The following is a 24,422-nucleotide window of genomic DNA, read 5'->3' on the forward strand; positions in this document are numbered from 1 at the left end:
GATCTACGGCCCGCGACCTACTTCGCGGTGACGAAGTTCACGAGTCTCGGTGCCCGCACGACCACGGTGGCGACGTCGCGGTCTCCGAGCGCTCGCCTGACCGACTCCGAGACCCGCGCGAGCGACTCCAGTTCCTCGCCCGCGATGCGCGGTGACACCTCGAGACGGTCGCGCACCTTGCCGTCGACCTGCACGATGGCCGTCACGGACTCCTCCACGAGCAGACTCGGGTCCGGCTTGCGCCACTGCGCCGCCGCGATCGTCGGCTCGTAGCCGAGCGTCTCCCACATGTCCTCGGCGGTATATGGCGCGAAGAGGTTGAGGATCAGCGCGATCGTCTCGACGGCCTCGCGCACGGCGGGATCCTGCGGCCCAGGACCGGAGTCGATCGCCTTGCGTGTGGAGTTGACGAGCTCCATCAGACGCGCGACGACCACGTTGAACTTGAACGCTTCGACGAGAGACGGGGCATCCGCCAGCAGACGATGGGTCTGACGCCGCAGCGCCACGTCGCCATCGCGCCACCGTACGTCTGGCGAGCTGCGCACATCCTGCGCCAGACGCCAGGCACGCGCGAGGAACTTCGCACTGCCCGCAGCCGAGACGTCCGCCCAGTCGATGTCGTCCTCCGGTGGCCCGGCGAACGCCAGGGTGACCCGGAGCGCATCGGCACCGTGCTGTCGCAACTCATCGGCGAACTCGACGAGGTTGCCCTTCGACTTGCTCATCGCCGATCCGTTCAGGATGACCTGACCCTGGTTGAGCAGCGACGTGAACGGTTCGGTGAACGACACGTAGTCGAGATCGAACAGCACCTTGGTGATGAACCGTGAGTACAACAGGTGCAGGATGGCGTGCTCGACGCCGCCGACGTACTGGTCGACGGGCGCCCACTTCTCCGCTTCGGCCCGGTCGAACGCCTGCGTGTCGTCGTTCGCCGAGAGATAACGCAGGTAGTACCAGGAGCTGTCGACGAACGTGTCCATGGTGTCGCTGTCGCGCGTCGCCGTTCCGCCGCACTTCGGGCAGGCCACGGTGGCCCATTCCGTTGCCGCTCCCAGCGGGCTGGTGCCCTTGGGTTTCAGGTCCAGACCCTCCGCATCCGGCAGCCGCACGGGCAACTGGTCCTCCGGGACGGGCACCTCGCCGCAGCCAGGGCAGTGGATGATCGGGATCGGCGTTCCCCAGTACCGCTGCCGGGAGATCAGCCAGTCACGCAACCGGAAGTTGCGCGCGGCATTGCCGATGCCCGCCGATTCCAACGCAGTGATCACCCGATGGATCGCATTGTTCTTGCTCAGACCGTTGAACGGCCCCGAGTTGATCAGGCGGCCGTCGCCCGCCAGTGCGATACCGGTCGACGCGGGATCGAGCGGTGGGAGGTCTTCGGGCAGCACCGCCTCGCCGGTCTCCGGGTCGGTCGGGATGACGGGAATCGTGCCCGTCACGGGCGCGTTCGTGTCGACGACCACCGTCACCGGGAGATCGAACGTGCGCGCGAAGTCGAGGTCGCGCTGGTCGTGTGCCGGAACCGCCATCACGGCGCCGTGCCCGTACTCCGCCAGCACGTAGTCGGCCGCCCAGATGGGCAGCCTCTCCCCGCTCAGCGGATGGATGGCATACCTCTCGAGGAAGACACCCGTCTTCTCGCGGTCGGCGCTCAGCCGTTCGATGTCTGTGGACGCCTGTGTCTGCTTCAGGTAGTCGTCGAACCGTTCGCGCACCCCGGCCGGCGCATCGGCCACCAGTTCCGCCGCCAGGTCGGAGTCCGGTGCCACGACCATGAACGTCACGCCGTAGAGGGTGTCGGGACGCGTCGTGTACACGCTGATCGGCTCGTCGCGGCCCTCGATCGAGAAGCGCACGTCGGCACCGACTGATCGGCCGATCCAGTTGCGCTGCATCGTCAGGACGCGGGTGGGCCAGGCGCCCTCGAGCTGGTTCAGGTCGTCGAGCAGCCGGTCCGCGTAATCGGTCACCCGGAAGTACCACTGGGTGAGCTTCTTCTTCTCCACCAGGAAGCCGCAACGCTCGCAGTGCCCGTCGATGACCTGTTCGTTGGCGAGCACGGTCTGATCATTCGGGCACCAGTTGACATTGCCGTCCTTGCGGTACGCCAGGCCCTTCTCGTACAGCTTGAGGAACAGCCACTGATTCCACTTGTAGTACTCGGGATCGCTGGTGTGCAGTTCGCGGCTCCAGTCGAACGACGGTCCGTAGAGCCGGAAGCTGCGCTTCTGCTGCGCGATGTTGTCGTACGTCCAGCCCCGTGGGTCGATTCCGCGCTTGATGGCCGCGTTCTCGGCCGGAAGGCCGAACGAGTCCCAGCCGATCGGATGCAGAACGTTGAAGCCCTGCTGTCGCCAGTACCGGGAGACGATGTCGCCGAAGCCGAACGCCTCGGCATGCCCCATGTGCAGGTCGCCCGAGGGGTAGGGGAACATGTCGAGGACGTACTTGCGCGGACGAGTGTCGCCGGGAACGTCGGCGCGGAACGGCTGCAGTTCCTCCCACACCGGGAGCCACTTCGCCTGAATCGCGGCGAAGTCGTAGCGGCTCTCCGGAGCGTCTGTCGTCTCGTGTTGTGGCACGTCGCTCTCAATCTCTGCGTGAGGTGGTGGGGTGTGCGGACCACCGCGTCCGCACGAGAAAATGGGGGTGACGTCAAGATTACCCGGTCGGCAGTCGCGGAATTCCGCGCCGTGAGCGCGTCTTCGAGTGCGCCGCCCGCTCACCCGTCCTGGGCACGCAGCGCTCGCAGGAGCGCGGCCGCCTTGAGCTTGACCTCGGCGAGTTCCCTTTCAGGTTCGGACAACGCCGTGATCCCGCCTCCGGTCCCCACCGAGGCCGTGCCATCAGCCATGACGATCGAGCGGATCACCATGGCCAACTCGGCGGACCCGTCAAGACCCAGCCGCCCGAAGCATCCGCTGTACACCCCTCGCGGCGCGCCCTCGAGCCGGGCGAGGATGCCCACCGCGCTCAGCTTCGGAACCCCGGTCATCGAGCCCGCCGGGAAGCAGACGTTCAGAACGTCGAGCGCCTCGACGCCGTCGGCGAGTCGCGCGCGAACCGTGCTGACCAGCTGGTGCACGTGTTTGTGCGTCTCCACGGCGAGCAGCTCGGTGACGGCCACTCCCCCGAGCCGGGACACTCGCGCAAGATCGTTCCGCATCAGATCGACGATCATCAGGTTCTCGGCGCACTCCTTCTCGTCGAGAGCCAGTTCGTTGCGCAGCGCGTCGTCTTCCGCCGGTGTGGCACCACGCGGCCTCGTCCCCTTCACGGGTCGCGTCGCGGCCACGCCGTTCCGCACGGTCAGGAACAGCTCGGGCGAGGCACTCAGCAAGGCGACGTCGCCGAAGCGCACGAAGCCGCCGTTCACGGGATGCGACGCCTCTCTCACCCGCCGGAAGATCGCCCAGGGCGCTTCGTCCGTGGGAACGGATACGGTCGTCGTGAGGCAGAGCTGGTAGGCGTCACCGGCGCGGATGCTCGTCTGGCACGCGGCGATCATGTCCAGGTACTCGGCGTCCGTGTGCTGCCAGTGCCCGGCAGCACGAGCGACTCGTCCGCTCCCCTCCTCGCTGTGGTTCGTGTCAGTGACAACGCTTCGCCTTCCCCCGAGAGCGCGATCGACGCGTAGCCGCGCAGCCATCGCGCGCAGGCGATCGCTCGTCGCCGCCACCCACGCGGCCGCGTCATCGCGTTCCTCGTACCAGAGCGAGACCTCATCACGCTCCTCGTCGATCTCGATGACGCGGTCTGCCGCCATCAGCGCCACGTCGGGGTACGGCGACGGGCTCCCCGGCGCGCCGAGCAGACGCGCTCCGTGCTCATAGCCGAACCACCCGATCCATCCGAGCGGGCACTGATCGTCGACCTGGCCGGCGCACGTCCGGCGGGAGCCCGAGCCGACATCTTCCGCACGGACGGCGTCCGCGCCGACATCTTTCGCACCGCCAGCATCCGCACCGCCGTCACCGCCGTCAGCGGTCCGCCACGATCGCACCGCGTCCTCGATGGTTCCCCCTGTGGCCACGGCGACTCCGTCCGCCACCCGATGCAGCACGCCGCCGGCCACGAGGATGCCCGCGTGGCTGCTCGACGCCGCCCCGAGGAGTGTGATTCCACGGTCGCGAGCAGGGGCATCCAGCCAGAACGCGTAGGGCTCCTCGGCGAACAAGGCCTCGAAGACGTGCTCGGCGTCGATGCGCAGAGAAAGCCGTTCCCGGCGGATCGGCGCCGTGGCGCCCTCCGCCGGGAACGGTTTCGCACAAGCACGCTTGTTCGCGTACCGCTCCCCGACGGCCGTAGCCACCGTCGGAGAAGCGGGGCTCGCGCCTACTTGAACAGGTTCTTCGAGGCGAGCCATTCCTTCGCGATCTGCTCTGCGGACTCCTTGGCGGAGCCCGAGCTCTTGGCATTCATCGAGACGAGATCGTCGGTGGTGAGCGCCTTCGACACCGTGTTGAGCACGTTCTTGACCTTGGTGCTCACCTTCTTCTCGTTGATGATCGGCACCACGTTCTCGGCGATGATGATGTGCTTCGGGTCTTTCAACGTGACGAGGTCGTTGTCCTTGATCGCCGAGCTCGTCGTGTAGATGTCCGCCAGTTGCACGGTTCCGTCGACCAGAGCCTTCACGGTGAGAGGTCCGCCGCCGTCGCTGATCGGGTCCAGCGTCGCTGTCACTCCGTAGGCGGACTTCAGACCCTTGATGCCGTACGGCCGCTCCGCGAACTCGGGGTTCGCACCGACCGTGAGCGACACCGGCACGCTCTTCAGATCGGACAGGCTGGTCACGTTGTACTTCTGCGAGAACTCCTTCGTCACGTTGTACGAGTCCGCATCCTGCGCCGTCGACTGGTCGAGCACCTCGTACCCCTTGGGGAGCGCATCGCTCAAGGCGGCGTAGACGTCGGCGCTCGACTTGGCCTTCGACTTCGCGTCGTAATACTGCAGCAGACTGCCGGAGTACTCGGGGACCAGGTCGATCGAGCCGTCTTGGAGGGCCTTGAGGTAGACCTCCCGGGCGCCGATGTTCGGCTTGATGCTGGCATCCACCCCGTTGTCGCTCAGCGCCTGCGTATAGACCTGCGCGATGATCTCGGACTCGGGGAAATTGGCCGACCCGACCACGATCGAGCCGGATGCCTTCGATCCGGACGACGTCGACGAGTCGTCGAGCGGGCTCTCCGAGGAGCAGCCCGCAAGGGCCAAGGCGCTGACGGCTGCCACGGCTGCGAGGGCGATACCGCGTGTTCTCAGTGACATGGTGCTTCGCTTTCTCTTTCTTTTCGGCTTCCGCGCGAGTTCGCGATTCAGCCTGCTGTGGTGGATGGTGTGGAGGATGCGGACCGACGCGGGGTGCGGGTGCGCACATCACGGCTGCGCCCGGCGAGCACGCCTCGCGGGACCACGAGACGTTGCACGAGCGCGAAAAGACCGTCGGCCAGCAGTGCCAGGACGATCACGAGCACGGAGGCTCCGAGCATCTCGGCGTAGTTCTGCACGGCGAGCCCGTCGTAGATGTAGCGACCGAGGCCCCCCAGCGGAAGGTAGGCGGCGACCGTCCACGTCGCGATGACCTGCAGGCATCCCGACCGGATGCCGCCGATGACCAGCGGCAGCGCGAGCGGCAACTCCACCTGGAACAGCACCTGCCACCCCGTCATGCCGATCGAGCGGGCCGCATCGATGGTCTGCCGATCGACGGCGTCCATTCCTGCGTAGGCTCCGGCGAGCAAGGGCGGCAGCGCGAGCGCGACCATCACGATCAGCGGAGGGGTGAACCCTATGCCGAGCCACAGCGCGAGCAGAAGCAGCAGACCCAGCGTGGGAAGTGCTCTCAAAACACCGGATGCCTGCACCGCGATCCCTCGTCCGCGGCCGGTGTGCCCGATGGCCAGCCCCGCCGGCACGGCGATGATCACACCGATCAGAAGCGTGACGAGAGTGTAGAGCAGGTGCTCGCCGACGCGCGTCGGAATACCGCCCGGGCCGGCCCAGTTGACCGGATCCGCCAGCCAGAGGAATGCCGAAGGCCACGAGTTCATGCCGCCTCCACCAGGGTGCGCGCCTCGGCGCGGCGCACCGCTCGACGCGACGGCGGGCGGGCGTTCCATGGCATCAGCAGCCGTCCTGCCAGCGAGAGCAGGAGGTCGGAGATGACGGCGATCACAATCGTGCCGACGATGCCCACGATGATCTCCAGGGCGAACGCGCGCTGGAATCCGTCGAGGAAGAAGTAGCCGAGGCTCGTCACCCCGATGACGGAACCGACGCTGAGCAGGCTGATCGTGCTCACCGACACGACGCGGATGCCCGAGAGCAGAACGGGGCCCGCGAGCGGAAGCTCGACCGACCAGAACCGACGCCACGTGGAGAAGCCGACCGCGGTGGCGGACAGCAGAACGTCGATCTCGACCGAGGCGAAGGCATCCGACGCGGTGCGCACCATGATGGCTATCGCGTAGATGGTGAGCGCCACGATGACGTTCGCCGGATCGAGGATGCGCGTGCCGAGAAGGCTCGGCAGCGCCACGAAGAGCGGCAGCGACGGCACGGCATACAGCAGGCCGACGACGGCGAGGATCGTGCCTCGACCCACGCGATAGCGGTTCGCCAACCAGCCGATGGGAATCGCGATCACGAACCCGATCACGATCGGCAAAGCCGAATACCAGGCGTGCACCAGCGTGATCTGCACGATCTGGTCGGCGTTGCCGAGCAGCCAGCTCACCGCGCTCCACCGTCCCGAGCGGGCTCCGGCCGGCCACCGGGAGCAGAGCCGTCCGCGGGGGAACCGTCCCCGGCCCGTGCGCCGAGCCCGGCGTCGTCCGGCACCAGCACACCCGCCGCCCGGCCCTCGGAGTCGACCACCACGGGCCGACCGTTCTGCTCACGCACGTGCAACGCCCGCTTGCCACGGTCGGCGCCGACGAAGCGCGCCACGAATTCGTCCGCCGGAGCGGCGAGGATCTCCTGCGGCGTACCGGCCTGCGCCACGATGCCGCCCGTGGTGAAGATCACGATCTGATCGCCGAGCAGTAGCGCTTCATCGATGTCGTGCGTGACGAACACGACGGTCTTGTCGAGGTCGCGCTGCAACCGGAGAAGCTCGCGCTGCAGCTCGGCGCGCACCAGCGGGTCGACCGCGCCGAACGGTTCGTCCATCAAGAGGATGTTCGGGTCCACCGCGAGCCCGCGCGCGACCCCCACGCGCTGCTGCTGGCCGCCCGAGAGCTGACTCGGGTATCGCTCGGCGAGCGAACGGTCGAGTCCGACCGTGTCCATGAGCTCGAGGGCGCGCGCACGGGCATCCTTGCGTCGCACGCCGCGGAGTACGGGCACCGTGGCGATGTTGTCCGCCACCCGGCGGTGCGGGAGCAGCCCGGCATTCTGCATGACGTAACCGATGCCACGGCGCAGGCCAACCGGCTCGATGCCGGCGATGTCGTCGCCGTCGATCTCGATGGTGCCGCTCGTCGGGTCCACCATGCGGTTGATCATGCGCAGAATCGTGGTCTTGCCACTGCCGGACGAGCCGACGAGCACCGTGATGCGGCGCGACGGGATCACCAGGCTGAAGTCACGAACGGCCACGGTGCCGTCGGGGAAGCGCTTGGTCACCGATCGGAACTCGATCATGTGATGGCTCATTCCTGCGGGGCGACCACCTCGGCCGCGCGTCGGTTGCGTCGTGGGATTTCCGGAGTCTCGTTCTGGAGGAACGCGGACTCGCCGTGCACCCGCATCCCACTATGTCGCACGGCACCGACACCCGGGCCGATGTTCAGGAAACCCGCCGCGTCGGCGAAACATTCCGTCGCGCGTGGCGAACCGCTTCAGTCGTAGAACTTCTCGAGGTAGGCCACGGCGACGCCGGGCGCCTCCGCCAGCAGGCGGGACCGCCACGCCGGGCCGTAGACGTGGGCACGCTCGATCAATGACGACGCGAGCTGGGTGGCGACCTCGAGCCTGAAGACCAGCTCGTCGTCCCAGTCGAAGGCGTATCGCGTGGCGAGAACCTGCGCGACGCGCTCAGCGAACTCGTGCAGATGGTCGGGCGTGTCGTCCGCTTCGCCGGCGCCGTGCACCTCTTCGAATCGCAGGATGCGGAAGCCGGGCTCCACGCGGAACATCTGCTCGTACACGTCGGCGAGGCAGACGAAGGCTTCCTGCCACGTCTCGGGCGAGCGACGCTCCAACTCGTCGGATGCCGTCAGCCGGTACCGCAGAATCGCGCGATCGCGCAGGGCCGTGAGCAGCGCGATGCGGTCCGGGAAGTACCGGTAGACCGTGCCGATCGATGCCCCGCTCGTCTCCGCCACCTGCGCGGTGGAGAGCCGGTCGAAGCCGACCTCATCGACCACCGCTGCCGCGGCGTCCAGAAGTGCGTCGATGCGAGCGAGGCTTCGGTCCTGAGCGGGCTCGACCCTCAGAGATGCCGCATTCGCGGCGTCCTTCGTGCCGACGAGGATCTCTTCGATCATCTTGTGTAACTGCTCCTCTTTCACGCGTCGCCCGACCCGAACGTGACGTACCGCTGTTGCGTTCGACGTTAACCGATAGGTCTTCATGTTCACCACTAGTTGACGTGTCGCGAGTCGGTGAGGGAGAAAACGTTGCCGCACCGACGCGCGAACCCCGGTTGCACTCGTGAAAGACTGTGACGATGTTCCGCCGCCCCCGACCCGAGCAGACGATGCATCGCGCTGCCCGCATCGAGGATGCCTTCCACGCTTTCCGGGCTCGACGCGCCCTGAAGCGCGGCTCGCTGCCCACGGTCCTCTCGTATCCCGGATACGGCACGACGGAGTGGATCCGCGTGCTCGGTCGCGTCGTGCTGGCGAGGGATCCGCGCCCCGGTTCCCGGGCCGAGCGCAAGAACCGCAAACGCGAAGAGAGCGTGCGCGGCTGGCGCAGCTTCATCAGCGTTCCGTACAGCGACATCGACGTCGAGATCGAGGTGGACGGCACGTGCCACAGCGTGAGGCCGGATCGCGGGGGTGTCGTCGACACGGTCATCCCGGTCTGCCTTCAGCCCGGCGTTCACACCGTCTCGCTTCACGCCGGGCACACGGGCCACGTCGCGACCTCCCCCGTGCAGGTCGTCGCCGAGGAAGCCGCCTTCGGCGTCATCTCCGACGTGGACGACACAGTCATGGTCACCGCGCTCCCCCGGCCGCTCCTGGCGGCGTGGAACACGTTCGTGCTCGACGAGCACGCGCGAGTGCCGACGCCGGGGATGGCCGTGCTGCTCGAACGACTCGCAGCCTCGCACGTCGGAGCGCCCATCGTCTACCTCTCGACCGGGGCCTGGAATGTGGCTCCGGCCGTCACGCGGTTCCTCTCCCGCAATCTCTTTCCCCCGGGCGCACTGCTCCTCACCGACTGGGGCCCGACCCACGATCGCTTCTTCCGTAGCGGCCGCGAGCACAAGGAGCTCAGCCTGCGCCGCCTCGTCGACGAGTTCCCGCACGTCAAGTGGCTGCTCGTCGGTGACGACGGGCAGCACGACGAGCAGATCTACGCGGACTTCGTGATGGAGCATCCGGGCAACGTCGCCGCCGTGGCGATCCGCCAGCTCTCCAACGCCGAATCGGTGCTGGCGGGTGGTCGGTCCAAGGCGGAGAAACACTCCCAGACGAGCGGCGTGCCCTGGGTGTACGGAGCCGACGGCGCCGGGCTCCTCGCCCAACTGCGCGCCATCGGCATCGCCGTCTGAATGACGGTGGCGGCTGCCATCATCGATGGTGATCGATGAGGAGGTGGCCGTGGCATCCGTCTCGTGGCTGCGCGCACGCCGACTGAACACGCAGTTCCTGACCGGGCACACGCAGTCACCGCTCGACGTCGTACGCCGGCTCGCCGCCGTGCAGGCGCAGAACGTCCCGGCCGCGCGATGGGCGGTGGGCGTGCGATCGCCGCGCGCACGCCTCGGCGACGTCGAAGACCTTTTCGCCAGCGGCGCGGTGCTGCGCTCGTGGACGATGCGCGGCACCCTGCATCTGGTCGCCGCCGAAGACCTCGGCTGGATGCTCTCGCTCACCTCCGCGCGGCAACGCGCCGCCGTCGATCGAGAGGCACGGCAGCGCGGCATCTCGCCTCACGACTTCGATCGAGCATCGGCTGTCATCGTCGACCAGGTCGCGGAGCATGGGCCCACGACCCGAGCAGAAGCGCTCAGCGCACTCAAGCGCGCCGGCGTCGACACATCGTCCGAGCGCGGGTACCGCTACATCCGCGATACCGCTCTGCGAGGGCTCGTGGCCTGGGGCCCCTATCGCGGGGCGCAGCCCGAGCTGGTTCTCGTCCCGCACGCACCACCGCTTCAGCGAGAAGAGGCGCTCGGCCGCTACCTCACCCGCTACGCGGCCGGGCACGGACCGATCACGGTGCGCGACTTCGCCTGGTGGTCGGGACTCACCCTCAGCGATGCTCGCCGCGCGCGTGAGGTCGCCGCCGGTGCGCTGACGACCGTGCGCGTCGGCGACGACGAATTCCTCGTGGCCCCTTCAGAGCTGGACGCGACGCCCGCCCGCCCGCGCGGGCTCAAGGCGATCGCCGCGTGGGACGAGTACGTGCTCGGGTACGGCGACCGATCCGCCGCGCTCCCCGCCGAGCACGCCTGGCGCGTCTCGCCGACCGGTAACGGCGTGTTCCTTCCCGCTATCGTCTCGGCCGGTCGGGTCGTCGGAACGTGGCGTCACAGCATCCGCCGCTCGGTCGCAACCGTCGAGGCGGAACCGTTCAGCACGCTCACGGAGTCCGAACGACACGGTCTCGAGACCGAGGCCGCGCGACTCGCGCGGTTCCTCGGTGTCGAGCCGGGTGGCGTCGTCATCCCTTGACCGCTCCGCCCAACCCGCCGCCGCGCAGGAAGGTGCGCTGGAAGATCAGGAAGATCGCGACGGGGATGAGGGTGGCGATCGTCAGCGCCGCGAGATACACCCCGAGATCCGTCGACGACTGGATCTGCGGTAGGCGCACCGAGAGCGGTTGAATCCCGATGTTCGTCAGCACGAGGTTGGGCCAGAGGAAGTCCGCCCAGGCGGCATTGATCGCGAACACCGACACGACACCGATGATCGGCTTCGACATCGGCAGCACCACCGACCAGAACAGCCGGAACGTTCCGGCGCCGTCCGTCTTCGCGGCCTCGAACACCTCGCGGGGCAGCGCATCGAAGAACCGCATCACCAGCAGCACGTTGAAGGCGCTCGCGCCTGCCGGCAGCCACACCGCCCAAAACGTGTTGATCAAAGAGTGTCCGATGAGCGGCGGGTGCAGGATCGTCAGGTAGAGCGGGACGAGCAGCACGACGGCGGGCACGAAGAGCGTTGCGAGCACGAGGCCGCTGATGATCTTGCCGTACTTGGGCCGCAGCACCGAGAGTGCGTATCCCGCCGTCGTGGCGACCAGGAGCTGCACCGCCCACTCGCCAGCGGCCATCCAGATGGTGTTGAAGAAGAAGTCGCCGATCTTGACGTCGTTCCACGCCTTGAAGAGGTTCGAGAACGCGAACCCGTTCGGGAACAGGGCGAGCGGCTGCGTCAGCGTGTCCTGCGTCGGCGTCACGGCCGACTTCAGCAGCCAGAGCAGGGGCACGAGACCGATCACGACGAGGCACACGCCGAGCACGACGTTCACGATCGTCCCGAGCACTCGTACCTGCGGTCGCCGACGGTCGGCCGCCGAGAGGATGCCGCGTTCGGGCTCCTCGGCGACCTGGCGGCTGCGACGCCGACGCGGCGTGACCACGGTGTCCTGTACGCCGGGCTCGGCGGGTGCGGTGGTGGTCATTCGTCGCTCCATCTCGAGGTCAGCCGGAAGTACACGACGGACAAGACGGCCAGGAACGCCGCCAGCATGATGCTGAGCGCCGTGGCCTGCCCGTAGGCGCCGCCGAGGCTGTTGGTGAACGCGTACTGATAGATCAGCAGCAGGATGGTAGTGGTCGAGTTGACCGGTCCCCCGCCGGTGAAGAGGAACGGCTGCAGGAACACCTGCGCCGTGGCGATGATCTGCAGGATCAGCGTGATGAAGAGGATGCCCCGCAGCTGCGGCAACGTGACGTGCCAGATCTTGCCCCAGATGCTCGCGCCGTCGACCTCTGCGGCGTCGTAGAGGTCGGGCGAGACCGACGTCAGCGCCGCCAGATAGATGATGATCGTCCCACCCGCGCCGGCCCACGTCGCCTGCAGCACGAGCGACGGCATCGCGGTCGCGGCATCCTGGATCCACGGCTGCGGAGGGATGCCCACCCAGCTGAGGATGGTGTTGAAGACCCCCGTCGGGCCTGCGTCGTAGAAGATCTTCCAGAGCAGCACCGACACCACGGGCGGAATCACCACCGGCAGGTAGGCGAGCACGCTGTACAGCCCCTTCATGCGGCGCACTTCGCTCATCAGCACCGCGGCCACGAGCGGGATCGGGTACCCGAAGAGCAGCGCGAGCGCGGCGAAATAGCCCGTATTGCGCAGGGCGACCCAGAACACCGGGTCGCGGAAGACCGCGACGAAGTTGTCCCAACCGACGAAGACAGGGGCGGTGACGAGGTTCGTCTTCTGGAAGCTCATGATCACCGACTCCACGATCGGGGTCCACGAGAAGACCCCGAAGATGATCAGGAGCGGCAGCAGGAACAACAGCGTGGTCAGCCCGCCGCGCTGCACCCACGTGATCGGGTTGTGCCTGCGTCGACGCGCGAGCGCACGGGCGGAATCGTCGGTCCTGCTGCCCGGAGCGGACGAGCGATTCGATGCAGGGCCGCGCCCCGGCGCCGCCGGCACGATGGCCGGCGGCCCGGGGGCGTCCGTCGTGGCGCGCGTCACAGTGGAGGTCACTTGCCGTCGGCGTCGACGAGCGCCTGGATCTTGGTATCGACCGCTTTCAACATGGAGTCGACATCGGCGTTCTTGTCGGTCAGCACAGCCTGCACGACAGGGTCGAGAGCTCCGTAGAGGTCCTGGGTGTGCGACGGAGGCTCCGGGGAGATCTTCTGGTCGAAGATGCCGTCCGTGAACGGCTTGAGGTTCTCCACCGGGATGTTGTCGTACGGCTTGATCCACTCCTGGTTCTTCTGCCACGTGGCCTTGTCGAACACCGGCAGGGTCGGTGCATTCACCGCCTGGTCACCCTTGGCAAGGGTCTTCGCGTTCTTCACTGCAGCACTCTTGTCGACCGTGGGCTGCGTGCGGTAGAAGTCGATCCACTTGACGGCAGCGGCGATCTGCTCGGGGCTGTCCTTCACGTTGACCACGTCGACGTTGCCGCCGGAGAGGATGCCGGCGCTCGCGTTCGAGGCCAGCGGGAACGTGGTCACGCCGTACTTCTTCTGATCGAAACCGTTGGCCTGCATGAGCGAGCCGATGACATCCGACCCGCTCATGTACATCGCCACCTTGCCGGAGGCGAAGGCTTCGTTGATGCCGCTCCAATCGAACAGGAAATTGCTGCCCATGGCGTCGTCGTTCCACCGCAGCGCCTTCAACCAGTTCAGCGCCTGCTTCGTCTTCGCGTTGTCCGCGGTGACGGTGACCTTGCCGTCGGAACCCACCTTCTCGAGGTGGCCGCCGAGCGCCTGGGTGAGGGTGGCGAGCTCCCAGCCGCCGGTGTTGTCCTTCGTCATCTGCATGTAGCCGGCGACGCCCGGGAGCTTCTGCGAGATGGTCTTGGCGTCCTGCTCGATCTCATCGAGCGTCGTCGGTGGCTTGTCGGGGTCGAGGCCGGCCCTGGTGAAGATGTCGCGGTTGTACGAGAGCGCCATCGCGTACGGACCCCACGGGATGCCGTACACCTTGCCGTCATCGCCGGTCGCGACATCCAGCACGTTCTTGTTCCACTTGTCGGCCGTCGACGTCTGCTTGAAGTATTTCGTGATGTCGGCGAGTTGGCCGTTGTTCGCGAGCGTCTTCGAGTCGGTGAACGGCACGTTGAACACATCGGGCAAGGTGCCGCCGGCGAGCTCGGCGGCGAACGTCGTACCTGTCCACTGGTATTCGATGGCCTTGACCTTGATGTCCGGATACTTCTTCTCGAACTGCTTCACACGGTCGTGCAGAGCCGTGAGCGCATCGGCGGTAGCGCCGGGCAGCACGGGCGCCACGACCAGGTTCACCTGGCCGTCGCCGGAGCCGCCGCTGTTCGACGAGCATCCGCTGAGGATGCCCACGCCGGCCAGTGCGGCCGCGGCCAGCACCGCGATCTTCGCTGGAGACTTCATCGTCGTCGTTCCTTTCGGGGTGTGCGGAATGTGGGGTGCGTATTTCGGTTCATCCGTTCCGGCTGGAACCGGAGTGGATCTCGAGCGGTTCGTGCTGTGTTCGTAGCCACGCCGTGGAGTCGGGGGGCAGCGCGCCGTTGTGCAACGGGCTACTGGACAGGATGATGTCGGCATCCGCCGGGAGCCTCACGTCGCCTCGGGAGAGATTCGCGACGCATCGGAACGCGCTTCCGCGATCGAAGCCGAGCACGCCGGGCCCGAGCTCGCACCACGCGAAAGCGTCGCCCGCCTGCGCATTCAGCCGACGACGCAGACGCAGCGCCTGCCGATACAGCCAGAGCATCGACGACGGATCGGCCTGCTGCGCCTGCACGGTGCGCGCCGCCCAGTCCGTCGGCTGCGGGAGCCAGGGGGCCGTGCCGGCGCCGTCGGGGCTGAAGCCGAACGGCGGATGCGAGCCGCTCCACGGAAGCGGCACGCGGCATCCATCGCGTCCGGGGTCGACGCCGCCGGAACGGAAGTGCATCGGGTCCTCGAGCAGATCTTCTGGGATGTTCTCGACTTCGGGAAGGCCGAGCTCGTCGCCCTGGTAGATGTACAGCGCACCCGGAAGAGCTGCCGTGAGAAGCGCGGCCGCGCGAGCCCGGCGCTCGCCCAGCCTGAGGTCGGTCGGAGTGCCCGCGCGCTTGTGCGCGAACGAGAACGAGGAGTCGGCGCGGCCGTAGCGAGTGACGGGCCGGGTGACGTCGTGGTTCGAGAGAACCCAGGTCGATGGCGCGTTCACCGGCGCGTGGGCGGCCAGCGTCTGCTCGATCGATTCCCGCAGTTGAGCCGCGTCCCACGCACGGGCGAGAAAGTCGAAGTTGAAGGCGGTGTGCAGTTCGTCCCGGCGCAGATACCGCGCGAACCTGTCGATGTCGGGAAGCCAGATCTCGCCCACGAGCACACGAGTGCCAGGGTACGAGTCGGCGATCGAGCGCCAGCGCCGGTAGATGTCGTGAAGCTCGTCGCGGTCCTGTGTGGGATGTGCTCCCGGTCCCGGATGCTCGGGCACCTCGGGCAGCGTCGGATCCTTCACGAGCAGTGCCGCCGAGTCGATGCGAACACCGCCGACGCCGCGGTCGAACCAGAATCGCAGCACGTCCTCGTGCAGGCGTCGCACGTCGGGGTGGTTCCAGTTCAGGTCGGGCTGCTGCGGAGTGAAGAGGTGCAGGTACCACTCGCCCGGTGTTCCGTCCGGGTTCGTGGTGCGGGTCCAGGTCTCTCCCGAGAAGCTGGACTCCCAGCGCGTGGGGATCTCGTCCCCGTTCAGGCCCTCGCCAGGATGGAACCAGAAGCGCTCGCGCTCCGGCGAGCCCGGCCCCGCAGCCAAGGCTGCCTGGAACCACGGGTGGCGGTCCGAGATGTGGTTCGGAACGATGTCGATGATGGTGCGAATGCCCAGCGCCAGCGCCTCCTCGATGAGCGCTTCCGCCTCCTGCAGGGTGCCGAACCGTGGATCGATGGAGGTGTAGTCCGCGACATCGTAGCCGCCGTCCGCGAGAGGCGACTCGTACCAGGGGGTGAACCAGAGAGCATCCACGCCGAGGTCGCGCAGATAGCCGAGGTGACGCCTGACGCCCGCGAGATCGCCCACGCCGTCACCGTTCCCGTCTGCGAAGCTGCGGGGGTAGATCTGGTAGATCGCCGCGCTGCGCCACCACTCGGGATCGCCGGCCGGCGTCGGACGGCGAGTGACCGGCGCGTCGGCGCGCCCCGTCGCGGCACCGGTACGGCCGTCGGATGCCTGTGCTGCGTCGGATGCCCGTGCTGCGTCGGATTGCTGCGCCGCTTCGGGTGCGGAGAGCTCGGTGTCGGCGAGAGAGGGCGAGTCCACTCGGGTGCCTTTCTGCGGGAGAGGCGAGCACCACTCGAAGGCAGCGCTGCCGGGATCGGGAAGCTGATCTCATGACCGCCGAAGACGGATGCCCTCGGTGTCGCTCTCAAAGTAGCTATCTCTACAAAATGACGCAAGAACTAAACATTTGGCAATTCGCTTGCGTCATTTGCGACGGCTTGCGCACGCAAACGGCTATCGGGCTCGTCCACGGGGCGCGCGGGCCCGCACCGCGCCGCCTCAGGCTGCGTGCGGCACGGGGCCAGTCGACGCACGTACGACAAGCTCCGGCTCGAAGAGGAACTCGTCGACCTCCGGCGCCTCGCCGCGGATCTGCGTCGTGAGCAGTTCCATCACCATCCGCCCCATCGACTCGATCGGCTGCCGCACCGTGGTCAATGGCGGCTCCACGCAGCCCATCAACGAGGAGTCGTCGTACCCGATGACGGACACATCCTCCGGCACGCGCAGCCCCGCGCGCCGCACGGCCCTGATGACGCCGAGCGCCAGCGGGTCGCTCGCGCACACGATCGAGGTGACTCCCCTGCGCAGCAGCGCGGCCGCCGCGGCCTGGCCCGACTCGAGCGAGTAGAGCGATCGCACGACCAGGTCGTCGTCGAACGTCAGGCCGGCGCGATCGATCTCCCGGCGTGCCGAGGCCTCCTTGCGCTGAGACGGCACATGGTCCTTCGGCCCCAGCACGTAACCGATGCGCGTGTGCCCCAGCTGAATGAGGTGGCGCACAGCGAGCTGGGTGGCGACGCCGTCGTCGCAGGACACCGTCGGGAATCCGATGCCGTCGACCGGGGCGCTCACCAGCACCGTCGGCAACTTCACCTCGCGCAGCCTCTCGTAGTGCTCATGTGCACCCAGCTCCTGCGTGTAGAGCCCTCCGGCGAACACGACGCCGGAGACGTGCTGCTCGAGCAGAAGGTCGATGTAGTCGGCCTCCGAGACGCCGCCCGCCGTCTGCGTGCACAGCACGGGCGTGTACCCGTTCTGGGCGAGCGCGCCGCCGACGACCTCGGCGAATGCCGGAAAGATCGGGTTCGACAGTTCGGGCAGCACCAAACCCACCAGCCGCGCCCGTTCACCCCTGAGCTTCGTCGGTCGCTCATATCCGAGCACGTCGAGCGCAGTCAGCACCGCCTGCCTCGTCGCCTCGCTGACCCCCGGCTTCTCGTTGAGCACACGACTCACTGTCGCCTCGCTGACACCCACCTTGCGGGCGACCTCCGCCAGCCTTTTCGCCATGGTCACATCTTACGCAATCACTTGCATGAAGACGCAATTATTCGACATGTGCCCCGTCTCAATTCGGCCGCTTCGGGTTTCGAATACCGAGCGCCGACACGATCCCGCCGCACACGAGCATCCCGGCACTGACGAACAGAATGCGCTGCAGGCCCGCGCGATCGAGCGGTCCCGCGATCACCAGGCCAGCACATGCCACGGCGACGAGTCCCGCGATCCGCGCGACGGCGTTGTTGATCGCAGACCCGATGCCGGCGTGCTCGGGCGGAACGGCGCCGAGGATCGCCGCGGTCAGCGGCGCGACCGTGATCGCGAGTCCCAGGCCGAAGACCACGATGCCGGGCAGCAGCTGCCACCAGTAGTCCACCTGGGTGCCCATCGTGAGCATGAGCAGGTATCCGCCCGCCGCGAAGACGGGCCCCACCGCCATGAACAGCCGCGGCCCGACACGACCCGACAAGGCGCCGAACCGGCTCGAGAGCGCGAGCATGACCACAGTCGAGGGGATCAGCGCCAGCCCGGCGAGCGTCGCGGGCCAGCCAGCGATCTCCTGCAGGTAGATGCCCACGATCAGCGTTCCCAACGACAGCGCGGCATAGATGAAGAGTGTGGCGAGGTTGCCGACGCCGAAGTTGCGGATGCGCAGCAGGCCGAATGGGAGCATCGGCCACGGAGTGCGGAGCTCGACGAGCGCGAACGCGCCGAGGCACAGGCATCCTGCGATGCCGATCCCCCAGACCAGCGGACTCCCCCAGCCCGCCTGACCCTGCTCGATCAGGGCGAACACGACCCCACCGAGTCCGAGGGCACCCAGGACGGCACCGAGGTAGTCCACATGCCCATGACCCGACTCGTCGTGGAGCCGTACGCGCCAGAGGATGACTATGGTCACCGCGATCGGCAGCGGGTTGATGGCGAAGACCAGCCGCCACGACAGCGTGTCGACGAACAGGCCACCGAGGAGCGGCCCGGCGAGCATGGCGGCCGACGTCCACGCGGTCCAGCGGCCGATCGCCTGCGGCTGCTCCTCGGTGGTGAAGACCTGGATGATGATGGCCAACGAGCTGGGCACGAGGAGCGCCCCGGCGATGCCCTGCACCGCGCGGAACATTACGAGCGAGATGCCGTCGGGCGCCAGTGCGCAGGCTATCGAGGCGATGCCGAAGCCGAACAGTCCGATCATCAGGATGCGCTTACGACCGAACGCGTCGGAGAGCGAGCCCGCCAGGAGGATGAGCGCGCCGAGCGTGATGAGGTAGGCATCCACCACCCACTGCTGCAGCACGAGGCCGCCGCCGAGCTCCCGTTCGATGGCCGGGAGCGCCACGTTCACGACCGATCCGTCGAGGAACGCGACCAGGGATGCCAGTATCGCCACGACGAGCACGGCCCGCTTCACGCTGTCCCCGCCGCCGGCGTCCCGGGTGCCGGTCACGCTCTCGCTCGTCATTCGGTCAGTCAAGCACGCTGGGTCGAGGCGCGGCATGCCGAGGGATGACCTCGGTGGCAGAACGATGACTGCCTATCGTGGCAAGCGTGATTGTGCGCAGAAGACGACCGAGAGCGCCTCGGCGCGACACCGGTAGGCGGATGCGCCTGGTGGCGCTGGGCGCTGCCATCGCGGTGGCACTTCCCCTGGCCGCCGCCGCACCCGCGCACGCCGACAACAACGACTACCCGAGCTGGGACGAGGTGCAGGCCGCGAAGAGCAACGCCGCAGCCGCTCAGGCCGAGTATCAGAAGATCTCCGCCCTGGTCTCACAGCTCCAAACCGCGGCGCAGAACGCGGCGGACCTCGAGCTCAAGAAGGAGTTCGAGTACACCCAGGCGAAGAACGCGCTGACCGACCAGACCACGAAGCTCGACGCGATCAACGCCCAGGTGGCCGAGGCGCAGAAGTCGGCCGCGAAGGCCAAGACGCAGTACGGCAAGCTCGCATCACAGCTGTACATCTCCGGTGGCGGCGACCTCACCGCCAAGCTCCTGCTCAGTGACAAGACGAAGGCCAAAGACCTTCTCGACCAACTCGGCGCCGCGAGCCAACTCACCAGTCACGTCGCGCAGTTGAAGGACTTCGCACAGCAGAAGCAGAACGTCGTCTCGTCGTTGCAGGGACAGGCCAAAGCTGCAGAAGACATCCGTACCACGCTTGAGCAGAACGCGGACTCGGCCTACCAGGCGGCACAGGCGGCGAAGGCAGCAGCGGACGCGTCACTGGCCACGCAGCAGAAGCAGAGCAAGGTGCTCTACGCGCAAGCGGCCGCGCTGAAGAACACGGCGGCGTCCACACAACAGCAGTACTACGCCGGCGTCGCCGCCGCGCAGGCGGCTCAGCAGAACGCCCCCAGCAGCGGTGGAAGCGACGGCGCCATCGACACGTCGGCCGGTTGCACCGGCGGCTGCACCCCCGGGGCCGCTCAGGCGTACGCCAGCAGCCGCCTCGGTGCGTACGGCTGGGACGGCTCTCAGATGTCGTGCCTGATCGACCTGTGGAACATGGAGTCCGGATGGCGCTGGAACGCATACAACTCCTCCAGCGGGGCGTATGGCATCCCCCAGGCTTGGCGAGCTTCCAAGCTGAGTACTGCCGGCGCGGACTGGCAGACGAACGGAGACACGCAGGTCAACTGGGGACTCGACTACATCTCCCGCAGCTATGGCACCCCGTGCGGCGCGTGGAACTTCGAGATGTCGCATGATCCGCACTGGTACTGACCGAACCGGCGCCGACCGTGCCAATCGACGAGCGGGCATCGATCCGACCGCCGTGGACTTGCGGGGCTCTCGCCGGGGCCCCTGCACCACGGTGTCATCCCCCTCGATCCGCGTGGGAATAGCAGCCGGCGGCGCGCCGCTATAGATGCAGTGAAACGCATAGGATTTCTCTCGTTCGGCCACTGGTCGGATGCCCCGGGCTCGCTCGTGCGCACCGCCTCCGATGCGCTCGTGCAGACCATCGAGCTCGCGGAGGCGGCCGAAGAGGTGGGCGTGCACGGCGCCTACGTGCGCGTGCACCACTTCGCCCCCCAGCTCGCCTCGCCGTTCCCCCTGCTGGCGGCGATCGGCGCGCGCACCTCCCGCATCGAGATCGGCACGGCCGTGATCGACATGCGATACGAGAATCCACTCGCGATGGCGGAGTCCGCCGCGGCCGCCGATCTGATCGCGGGCGGCCGACTTCAACTCGGCGTGAGCCGAGGCTCACCGGAGCCGGCCGACAAGGGCTATCAGGCGTTCGGCTTCGTGCCGCGCGACGACGAGACCGATGCAGACATGGCGCGCTCCCACACCGAGCTCTTCCGCGCCGCGATCGCCGGCGCCGGCGTCGTGTATTCGGATCCCGAGATGTCGGGCCGTCGCGTTCCGCTCGCTATCGAGCCTCGGTCGGAGACGTTGCCGGATCGCATCTGGTGGGGCGCCGGATCCCGCGCGACCGCGGTCTGGGCCGCCGAACAGGGGATGAATCTGATGAGCTCCACCCTGCTCACCGAAGACACCGGCGTTCCGCTCTCCGAGCTTCAGGCAGAGCAGGTGCGGCTGTTCCGCGAGACGTGGACGAGGGCTGGACACGAACGCGAGCCTCGCGTCTCGGTCTCGCGGAGCATCCTGCCGATCATCGACGACGAGACGCGGCGCTATTTCGGTCTTCGCGCGCAGGCCGATGCCCATGACCAGGTGGGTCATATCGACGGCACCCTGGCGCGGTTCGGACGCAGCTACATCGGCGAGCCCGACGCCATCGCCGAGGAGCTCACGCAGGACGCCGCCGTGCACGAGGCCGACACCGTGCTCGTCACCGTGCCGAACCAGCTCGGCGTCGACTTCAACGCCCGCGTGCTGGAGTCCATCGTGCGCGACGTGGCGCCGGCGCTCGGCTGACGGCCGATAGCCTGACGGAATGCGTCGGCGTCGTTCTCGTACCGTGCGGATGCTCGTGGTGGCAGGGGCGAGCATGCTCGCCCTGACTGCCCTCACGGCGTGCACATCGGCGGTGGCACCCCCTGCCACGCGCTCCGCATCGGCCACCGCATCGGCGACCCCCACCCGGACTCCGACGCCCACTCCGACTGCGACCACTGTCGCCTTTTCGGCCCTCGCCGTCGGAGACTGCCTGCAGGACCCTGCGGGCTCGGATGAGCTCGAAGACATCACGTACACCGTCGTCTCCTGCGCGCTCCCGCACGGAGCGGAAGTATTCGCCCTGCCCTCGCTGGGCGACGGCGCCTATCCCGGACCTGAGGGCACCTTCGCGGCCGCCGACGACCTCTGCACGAACGCGTTCACGAGTTACGTCGGCGTGAGCGTGTACGACACATCACTGAACTTCAGCGACTTCACGCCGAGCGAAGGGGACTGGAACGCCGGCCACCGGCAGGCCGCCTGCGTCATCTTCTCGACCCAGGGACGCCTCGTCGGCAGTGTGAAGGGGATCGGCGGCGCGAGCGCGCAGACCGTGCCTTGACCCTGGTAGGAGTCCTACCCACCTGCGTTCCGTGCTCGACCTCTCGAGCCCGCCACCCCACCCGCCTCGCCGACTTCACCGAGCCCGCACGTTGTTGTCGAGCCACCCGCCTGTTCGCGCGAATAGAGGGGTGGCCCGACGACAAGCCGGTGGCTCAGCGGCGAGGAGGCGGCCCGACGACAAGCGGGCGGCTCAGCGGCGAGGAGGCGGCCCGACAACAAAGCGTCGGCCGAGCAACGGCAGGGGCTCGAAGCCGGTGCCGGGTGCGGTCGTGGGTGGTGATGCGCGTCAGTCGTTGCCGACTGCGTCCCGCGCCTGCACGAATGCGTCCACGCACCGCCTGATCTGCTCCGGCGTGTGGGCCGCCGACAGCTGCACCCTGATGCGGGCGAGGCCTCGCGGCACGACCGGAAAGCTGAACGCCGTCACGTAGACGCCGCGTCGTTGCATCTCGTCGGCGATGCGCGCGGTCATCGCCGCGTCTCCGAACATCACCGGCACGATCGGATGCTCCCCGGGCAGCAGCTCGAACCCCGCAGCCGTCATCAGTGACCGGAACAGCGCCGCATTCGAGCGCAGACGCATTCGCAGTTCCGCGGACCCCTCGAGCAGGTCGAGCGCGGTGAGCGTTCCGGCGACGATCGACGGCGCCAGGGTGTTCGAGAACAGGTACGGCCGGGCCCGCTGCCGCAGCAGGTCGACGATCTCGCGATGCGAGGAGACGTAGCCACCGGATGCCCCGCCAAGCGCCTTGCCGAACGTGCCCGTGTAGATGTCGACCCGGCCCTCAACGCCGCAGTACTCCGGCGTTCCCCGCCCGTGCTCGCCCACGAAACCCACCGCGTGCGAGTCGTCGACGAACACCAGCGCGTCATACCGGTCGGCAAGATCGCAGATCTCCCGCAACGGCGCGAGATACCCGTCCATCGAGAACACGCCGTCGGTCACGATCACCCGAAAGCGCGCGTCGGCGCATGCCTGCAGCTGAGTCTCGAGGTCCGCCATGTCGCGGTTCGCGTAGCGCAGCCTGCGTGCCTTGCTCAGGCGGATGCCGTCGATGATCGACGCGTGGTTCAGTGCGTCGGAGATGATCGCATCCTGCTCGCGAAACAGTGTCTCGAAGACGCCGCCGTTCGCATCGAAGCACGAGGAGAAGAGAATCGTCGCCTCGGTGCCCAGGAACTCCGACACGCGCCGCTCGAGCTCCAGGTGCTGTTCCTGGGTGCCGCAGATGAACCGCACGCTCGCCATGCCGTAGCCCCAGCTATCGAGCGCAGCGCGAGCGGCCGCGACCAGACGGGGGTCGTCGGCCAGTCCCAGATAGTTGTTGGCGCAGAAATTCAGCACCTCGTCGCCGTCGGCGACGATCTGCGCGCTCTGCGGTCCGCGGATGCCACGCTCTCGCTTGGTCAGTCCCGCCCGCTCGATCTCGGCGAGCTCGGCCGCCGCGAAGCCGCGATAACCCGTGTACGTCATAGCTGCGTCCAATCCAGGATGACTTTGCCTGTTCCGCCCGCGGCCGCGGCCGCGAAGCCCTGTTCCCAGTCCCGTGCGGCGAAGCACTGCGCGATGATCGACGCGATCGCCTGCCGGAGCACCGCGCTGGTCTGCAGCATGGCGCCCATCGCGTTCCACGTCTCGAACATCTCCCTGCCGTAGATGCCCTTCAACGTGATCATGTGCGTGACGACCTTGCCCCAGTCGATAGCGAAGGGCGCCGACGGGAGGCCGAGCATGGCGATGCGCCCGCCATGGTTGAGATTCTCGATCATCTGCGGAAGCGCGGTCGGCGAACCGCTCATCTCGAATCCCACGTCGAATCCTTCGCGCATGCCGAGGGCATGCTGTGCCTCGACGATCGGCGTCGTCGACACGTCGACAGCGTGATCGGCACCCATCTGCAACGCCAGTTGCAGGCGGGGAGCGCTGACATCCGTGCCGACGATGAAGCGCGCTCCCACGTGCCGGGCGACGGCGATCGCCATCAGGCCGATCGGACCGCAGCCCGTGACGAGCACGTCCTCCCCCACGACGGGGAACGCGAGCGCGGTGTGCACGGCGTTGCCGAGCGGGTCGAAGATGGCGCCGACCTCGGGCTCGATCGACTCGTGGTGCACCCACACGTTGCTCGCCGGCAGCGTCAGGTATTCGGCGAACGCACCATCGCGCTGCACCCCGACGCCCTGCGTACGAATGCACATCTGCCGGCGGCCGGCACGGCAGTTGCGGCAGGTGCCGCACACGATATGCCCCTCGCCGGAGACCTGGTCACCGACCGCGACGTCGTGCACGAGGGGCCCCACCTCGACCACCTCGCCGTAGAACTCGTGGCCGGGCACGAGTGGTGCAGCCACGGCCGATGCCGCCCAGTCGTCCCAGCGCAGAATGTGCAGGTCGGTGCCGCAGATGCCGGTGCGCAGCACCCGGATCGTGACATCCTCCGGTCCCGTCACCGGGTCCGGCCGCTCGACGAGCTCCAAGCCTGGACCGGGAGCGGGTTTGAACAGTGCCCTCATGAGCCACCCTTCTCCAATTCGAGGAGACGACCGGCATGTGGCGCCATCGCCTCCCCGATCACGATAATGCGCCGCGGACCG

Annotated in this window: 20 protein-coding genes; 5 read left to right on the top strand and 15 right to left on the bottom strand. The window is 67.7% G+C overall.

Annotation, left to right across the window (positions count from 1 at the left end; translation table 11 throughout):
• Nucleotides 1–17 precede the first annotated feature (17 nt).
• From leuS to H623_RS0103745, 7 genes are all read right to left on the bottom strand, one after another.
• On the bottom strand, nucleotides 18–2,591 hold the full coding sequence (gene leuS, locus H623_RS0103715; protein WP_022899604.1) for a leucine--tRNA ligase: 2,574 nt from the start codon (nucleotides 2,589–2,591) through the stop codon (nucleotides 18–20).
• Between the two features lie 140 nt (nucleotides 2,592–2,731).
• Nucleotides 2,732–4,321, bottom strand: a complete 1,590-nt coding sequence (locus H623_RS0103720; protein ID WP_022899605.1) for an anthranilate synthase component I family protein — start codon at nucleotides 4,319–4,321, stop codon at nucleotides 2,732–2,734.
• Between the two features lie 23 nt (nucleotides 4,322–4,344).
• Nucleotides 4,345–5,277, bottom strand: a complete 933-nt coding sequence (locus H623_RS0103725; protein WP_022899606.1) for an ABC transporter substrate-binding protein — start codon at nucleotides 5,275–5,277, stop codon at nucleotides 4,345–4,347.
• Between the two features lie 47 nt (nucleotides 5,278–5,324).
• Nucleotides 5,325–6,059, bottom strand: a complete 735-nt coding sequence (locus H623_RS17600; protein WP_022899607.1) for an ABC transporter permease — start codon at nucleotides 6,057–6,059, stop codon at nucleotides 5,325–5,327.
• Nucleotides 6,056–6,745, bottom strand: coding sequence for an ABC transporter permease (locus H623_RS0103735; RefSeq protein WP_022899608.1), 690 nt, complete (start codon nucleotides 6,743–6,745; stop codon nucleotides 6,056–6,058). The genes H623_RS17600 and H623_RS0103735 overlap by 4 nt, the downstream gene beginning before the upstream one ends.
• The gene (locus H623_RS17605; protein ID WP_022899609.1) at nucleotides 6,742–7,653 is read right to left on the bottom strand and encodes an ABC transporter ATP-binding protein; all 912 of its coding nucleotides are present in this window, start codon (nucleotides 7,651–7,653) and stop codon (nucleotides 6,742–6,744) included. Before H623_RS17605 ends, H623_RS0103735 begins: the two co-directional genes overlap by 4 nt.
• 197 nt (nucleotides 7,654–7,850) lie before the next feature.
• Nucleotides 7,851–8,498, bottom strand: a complete 648-nt coding sequence (locus H623_RS0103745; RefSeq protein WP_022899610.1) for a TetR/AcrR family transcriptional regulator — start codon at nucleotides 8,496–8,498, stop codon at nucleotides 7,851–7,853.
• 182 nt (nucleotides 8,499–8,680) lie between these two features.
• Between H623_RS0103745 and H623_RS0103750 the strand changes: the two genes are divergently transcribed.
• Nucleotides 8,681–9,733: an App1 family protein phosphatidate phosphatase gene (locus H623_RS0103750; protein WP_026939881.1), complete on the top strand. Its 1,053-nt coding sequence runs from the start codon at nucleotides 8,681–8,683 to the stop codon at nucleotides 9,731–9,733.
• A gap of 25 nt (nucleotides 9,734–9,758) precedes the next feature.
• Nucleotides 9,759–10,859, top strand: a complete 1,101-nt coding sequence (locus tag H623_RS17610; protein ID WP_022899612.1) for a winged helix DNA-binding domain-containing protein — start codon at nucleotides 9,759–9,761, stop codon at nucleotides 10,857–10,859.
• On the opposite strand, the gene H623_RS0103760 is transcribed toward H623_RS17610, so the two are convergent.
• The 6 genes from H623_RS0103760 to H623_RS0103785 form a co-directional block, all read right to left on the bottom strand.
• Nucleotides 10,849–11,811 (bottom strand): carbohydrate ABC transporter permease, encoded by a 963-nt coding sequence (locus tag H623_RS0103760; protein WP_022899613.1) that lies wholly within the window; start codon nucleotides 11,809–11,811, stop codon nucleotides 10,849–10,851. The genes H623_RS17610 and H623_RS0103760 overlap by 11 nt on opposite strands.
• Entirely contained in the window at nucleotides 11,808–12,683 is an 876-nt protein-coding gene (locus H623_RS0103765; protein WP_026939882.1) for a carbohydrate ABC transporter permease, read from the bottom strand. Before H623_RS0103765 ends, H623_RS0103760 begins: the two co-directional genes overlap by 4 nt.
• Nucleotides 12,684–12,850: 167 nt before the next feature.
• Nucleotides 12,851–14,233: a type 2 periplasmic-binding domain-containing protein gene (locus tag H623_RS0103770; RefSeq protein WP_022899615.1), complete on the bottom strand. Its 1,383-nt coding sequence runs from the start codon at nucleotides 14,231–14,233 to the stop codon at nucleotides 12,851–12,853.
• Between the two features lie 49 nt (nucleotides 14,234–14,282).
• Nucleotides 14,283–16,109, bottom strand: coding sequence for a glycoside hydrolase family 13 protein (locus H623_RS17615; protein WP_022899616.1), 1,827 nt, complete (start codon nucleotides 16,107–16,109; stop codon nucleotides 14,283–14,285).
• 240 nt (nucleotides 16,110–16,349) lie between these two features.
• Nucleotides 16,350–17,363: a LacI family DNA-binding transcriptional regulator gene (locus tag H623_RS0103780; RefSeq protein ID WP_022899617.1), complete on the bottom strand. Its 1,014-nt coding sequence runs from the start codon at nucleotides 17,361–17,363 to the stop codon at nucleotides 16,350–16,352.
• A 58-nt stretch (nucleotides 17,364–17,421) separates the two neighbouring features.
• Nucleotides 17,422–18,813, bottom strand: coding sequence for an MFS transporter (locus H623_RS0103785; RefSeq protein ID WP_022899618.1), 1,392 nt, complete (start codon nucleotides 18,811–18,813; stop codon nucleotides 17,422–17,424).
• 149 nt (nucleotides 18,814–18,962) lie between these two features.
• Between H623_RS0103785 and H623_RS0103790 the strand changes: the two genes are divergently transcribed.
• The 3 genes from H623_RS0103790 (at nucleotide 18,963) to H623_RS20840 (ending at nucleotide 21,825) form a co-directional block, all read left to right on the top strand.
• Nucleotides 18,963–20,078 (top strand): coiled-coil domain-containing protein, encoded by a 1,116-nt coding sequence (locus H623_RS0103790; protein WP_425402084.1) that lies wholly within the window; start codon nucleotides 18,963–18,965, stop codon nucleotides 20,076–20,078.
• Between the two features lie 150 nt (nucleotides 20,079–20,228).
• The gene (locus tag H623_RS0103795) at nucleotides 20,229–21,242 is read left to right on the top strand and encodes an LLM class flavin-dependent oxidoreductase (protein WP_022899620.1); all 1,014 of its coding nucleotides are present in this window, start codon (nucleotides 20,229–20,231) and stop codon (nucleotides 21,240–21,242) included.
• 19 nt (nucleotides 21,243–21,261) lie between these two features.
• Entirely contained in the window at nucleotides 21,262–21,825 is a 564-nt protein-coding gene (locus H623_RS20840; protein WP_084485567.1) for a septum formation family protein, read from the top strand.
• Nucleotides 21,826–22,113: 288 nt separating this feature from the next.
• On the opposite strand, the gene H623_RS0103805 is transcribed toward H623_RS20840, so the two are convergent.
• The gene (locus H623_RS0103805; protein ID WP_022899622.1) at nucleotides 22,114–23,301 is read right to left on the bottom strand and encodes a glycine C-acetyltransferase; all 1,188 of its coding nucleotides are present in this window, start codon (nucleotides 23,299–23,301) and stop codon (nucleotides 22,114–22,116) included.
• Nucleotides 23,298–24,341, bottom strand: a complete 1,044-nt coding sequence (gene tdh, locus H623_RS0103810) for an L-threonine 3-dehydrogenase (protein ID WP_022899623.1) — start codon at nucleotides 24,339–24,341, stop codon at nucleotides 23,298–23,300. Before tdh ends, H623_RS0103805 begins: the two co-directional genes overlap by 4 nt.
• Between the last annotated feature and the right edge of the window lie 81 nt (nucleotides 24,342–24,422).

Source organism: Humibacter albus DSM 18994, from assembly GCF_000421825.1.
GTDB classification, from domain to species: Bacteria; Actinomycetota; Actinomycetes; order Actinomycetales; family Microbacteriaceae; genus Humibacter; species Humibacter albus.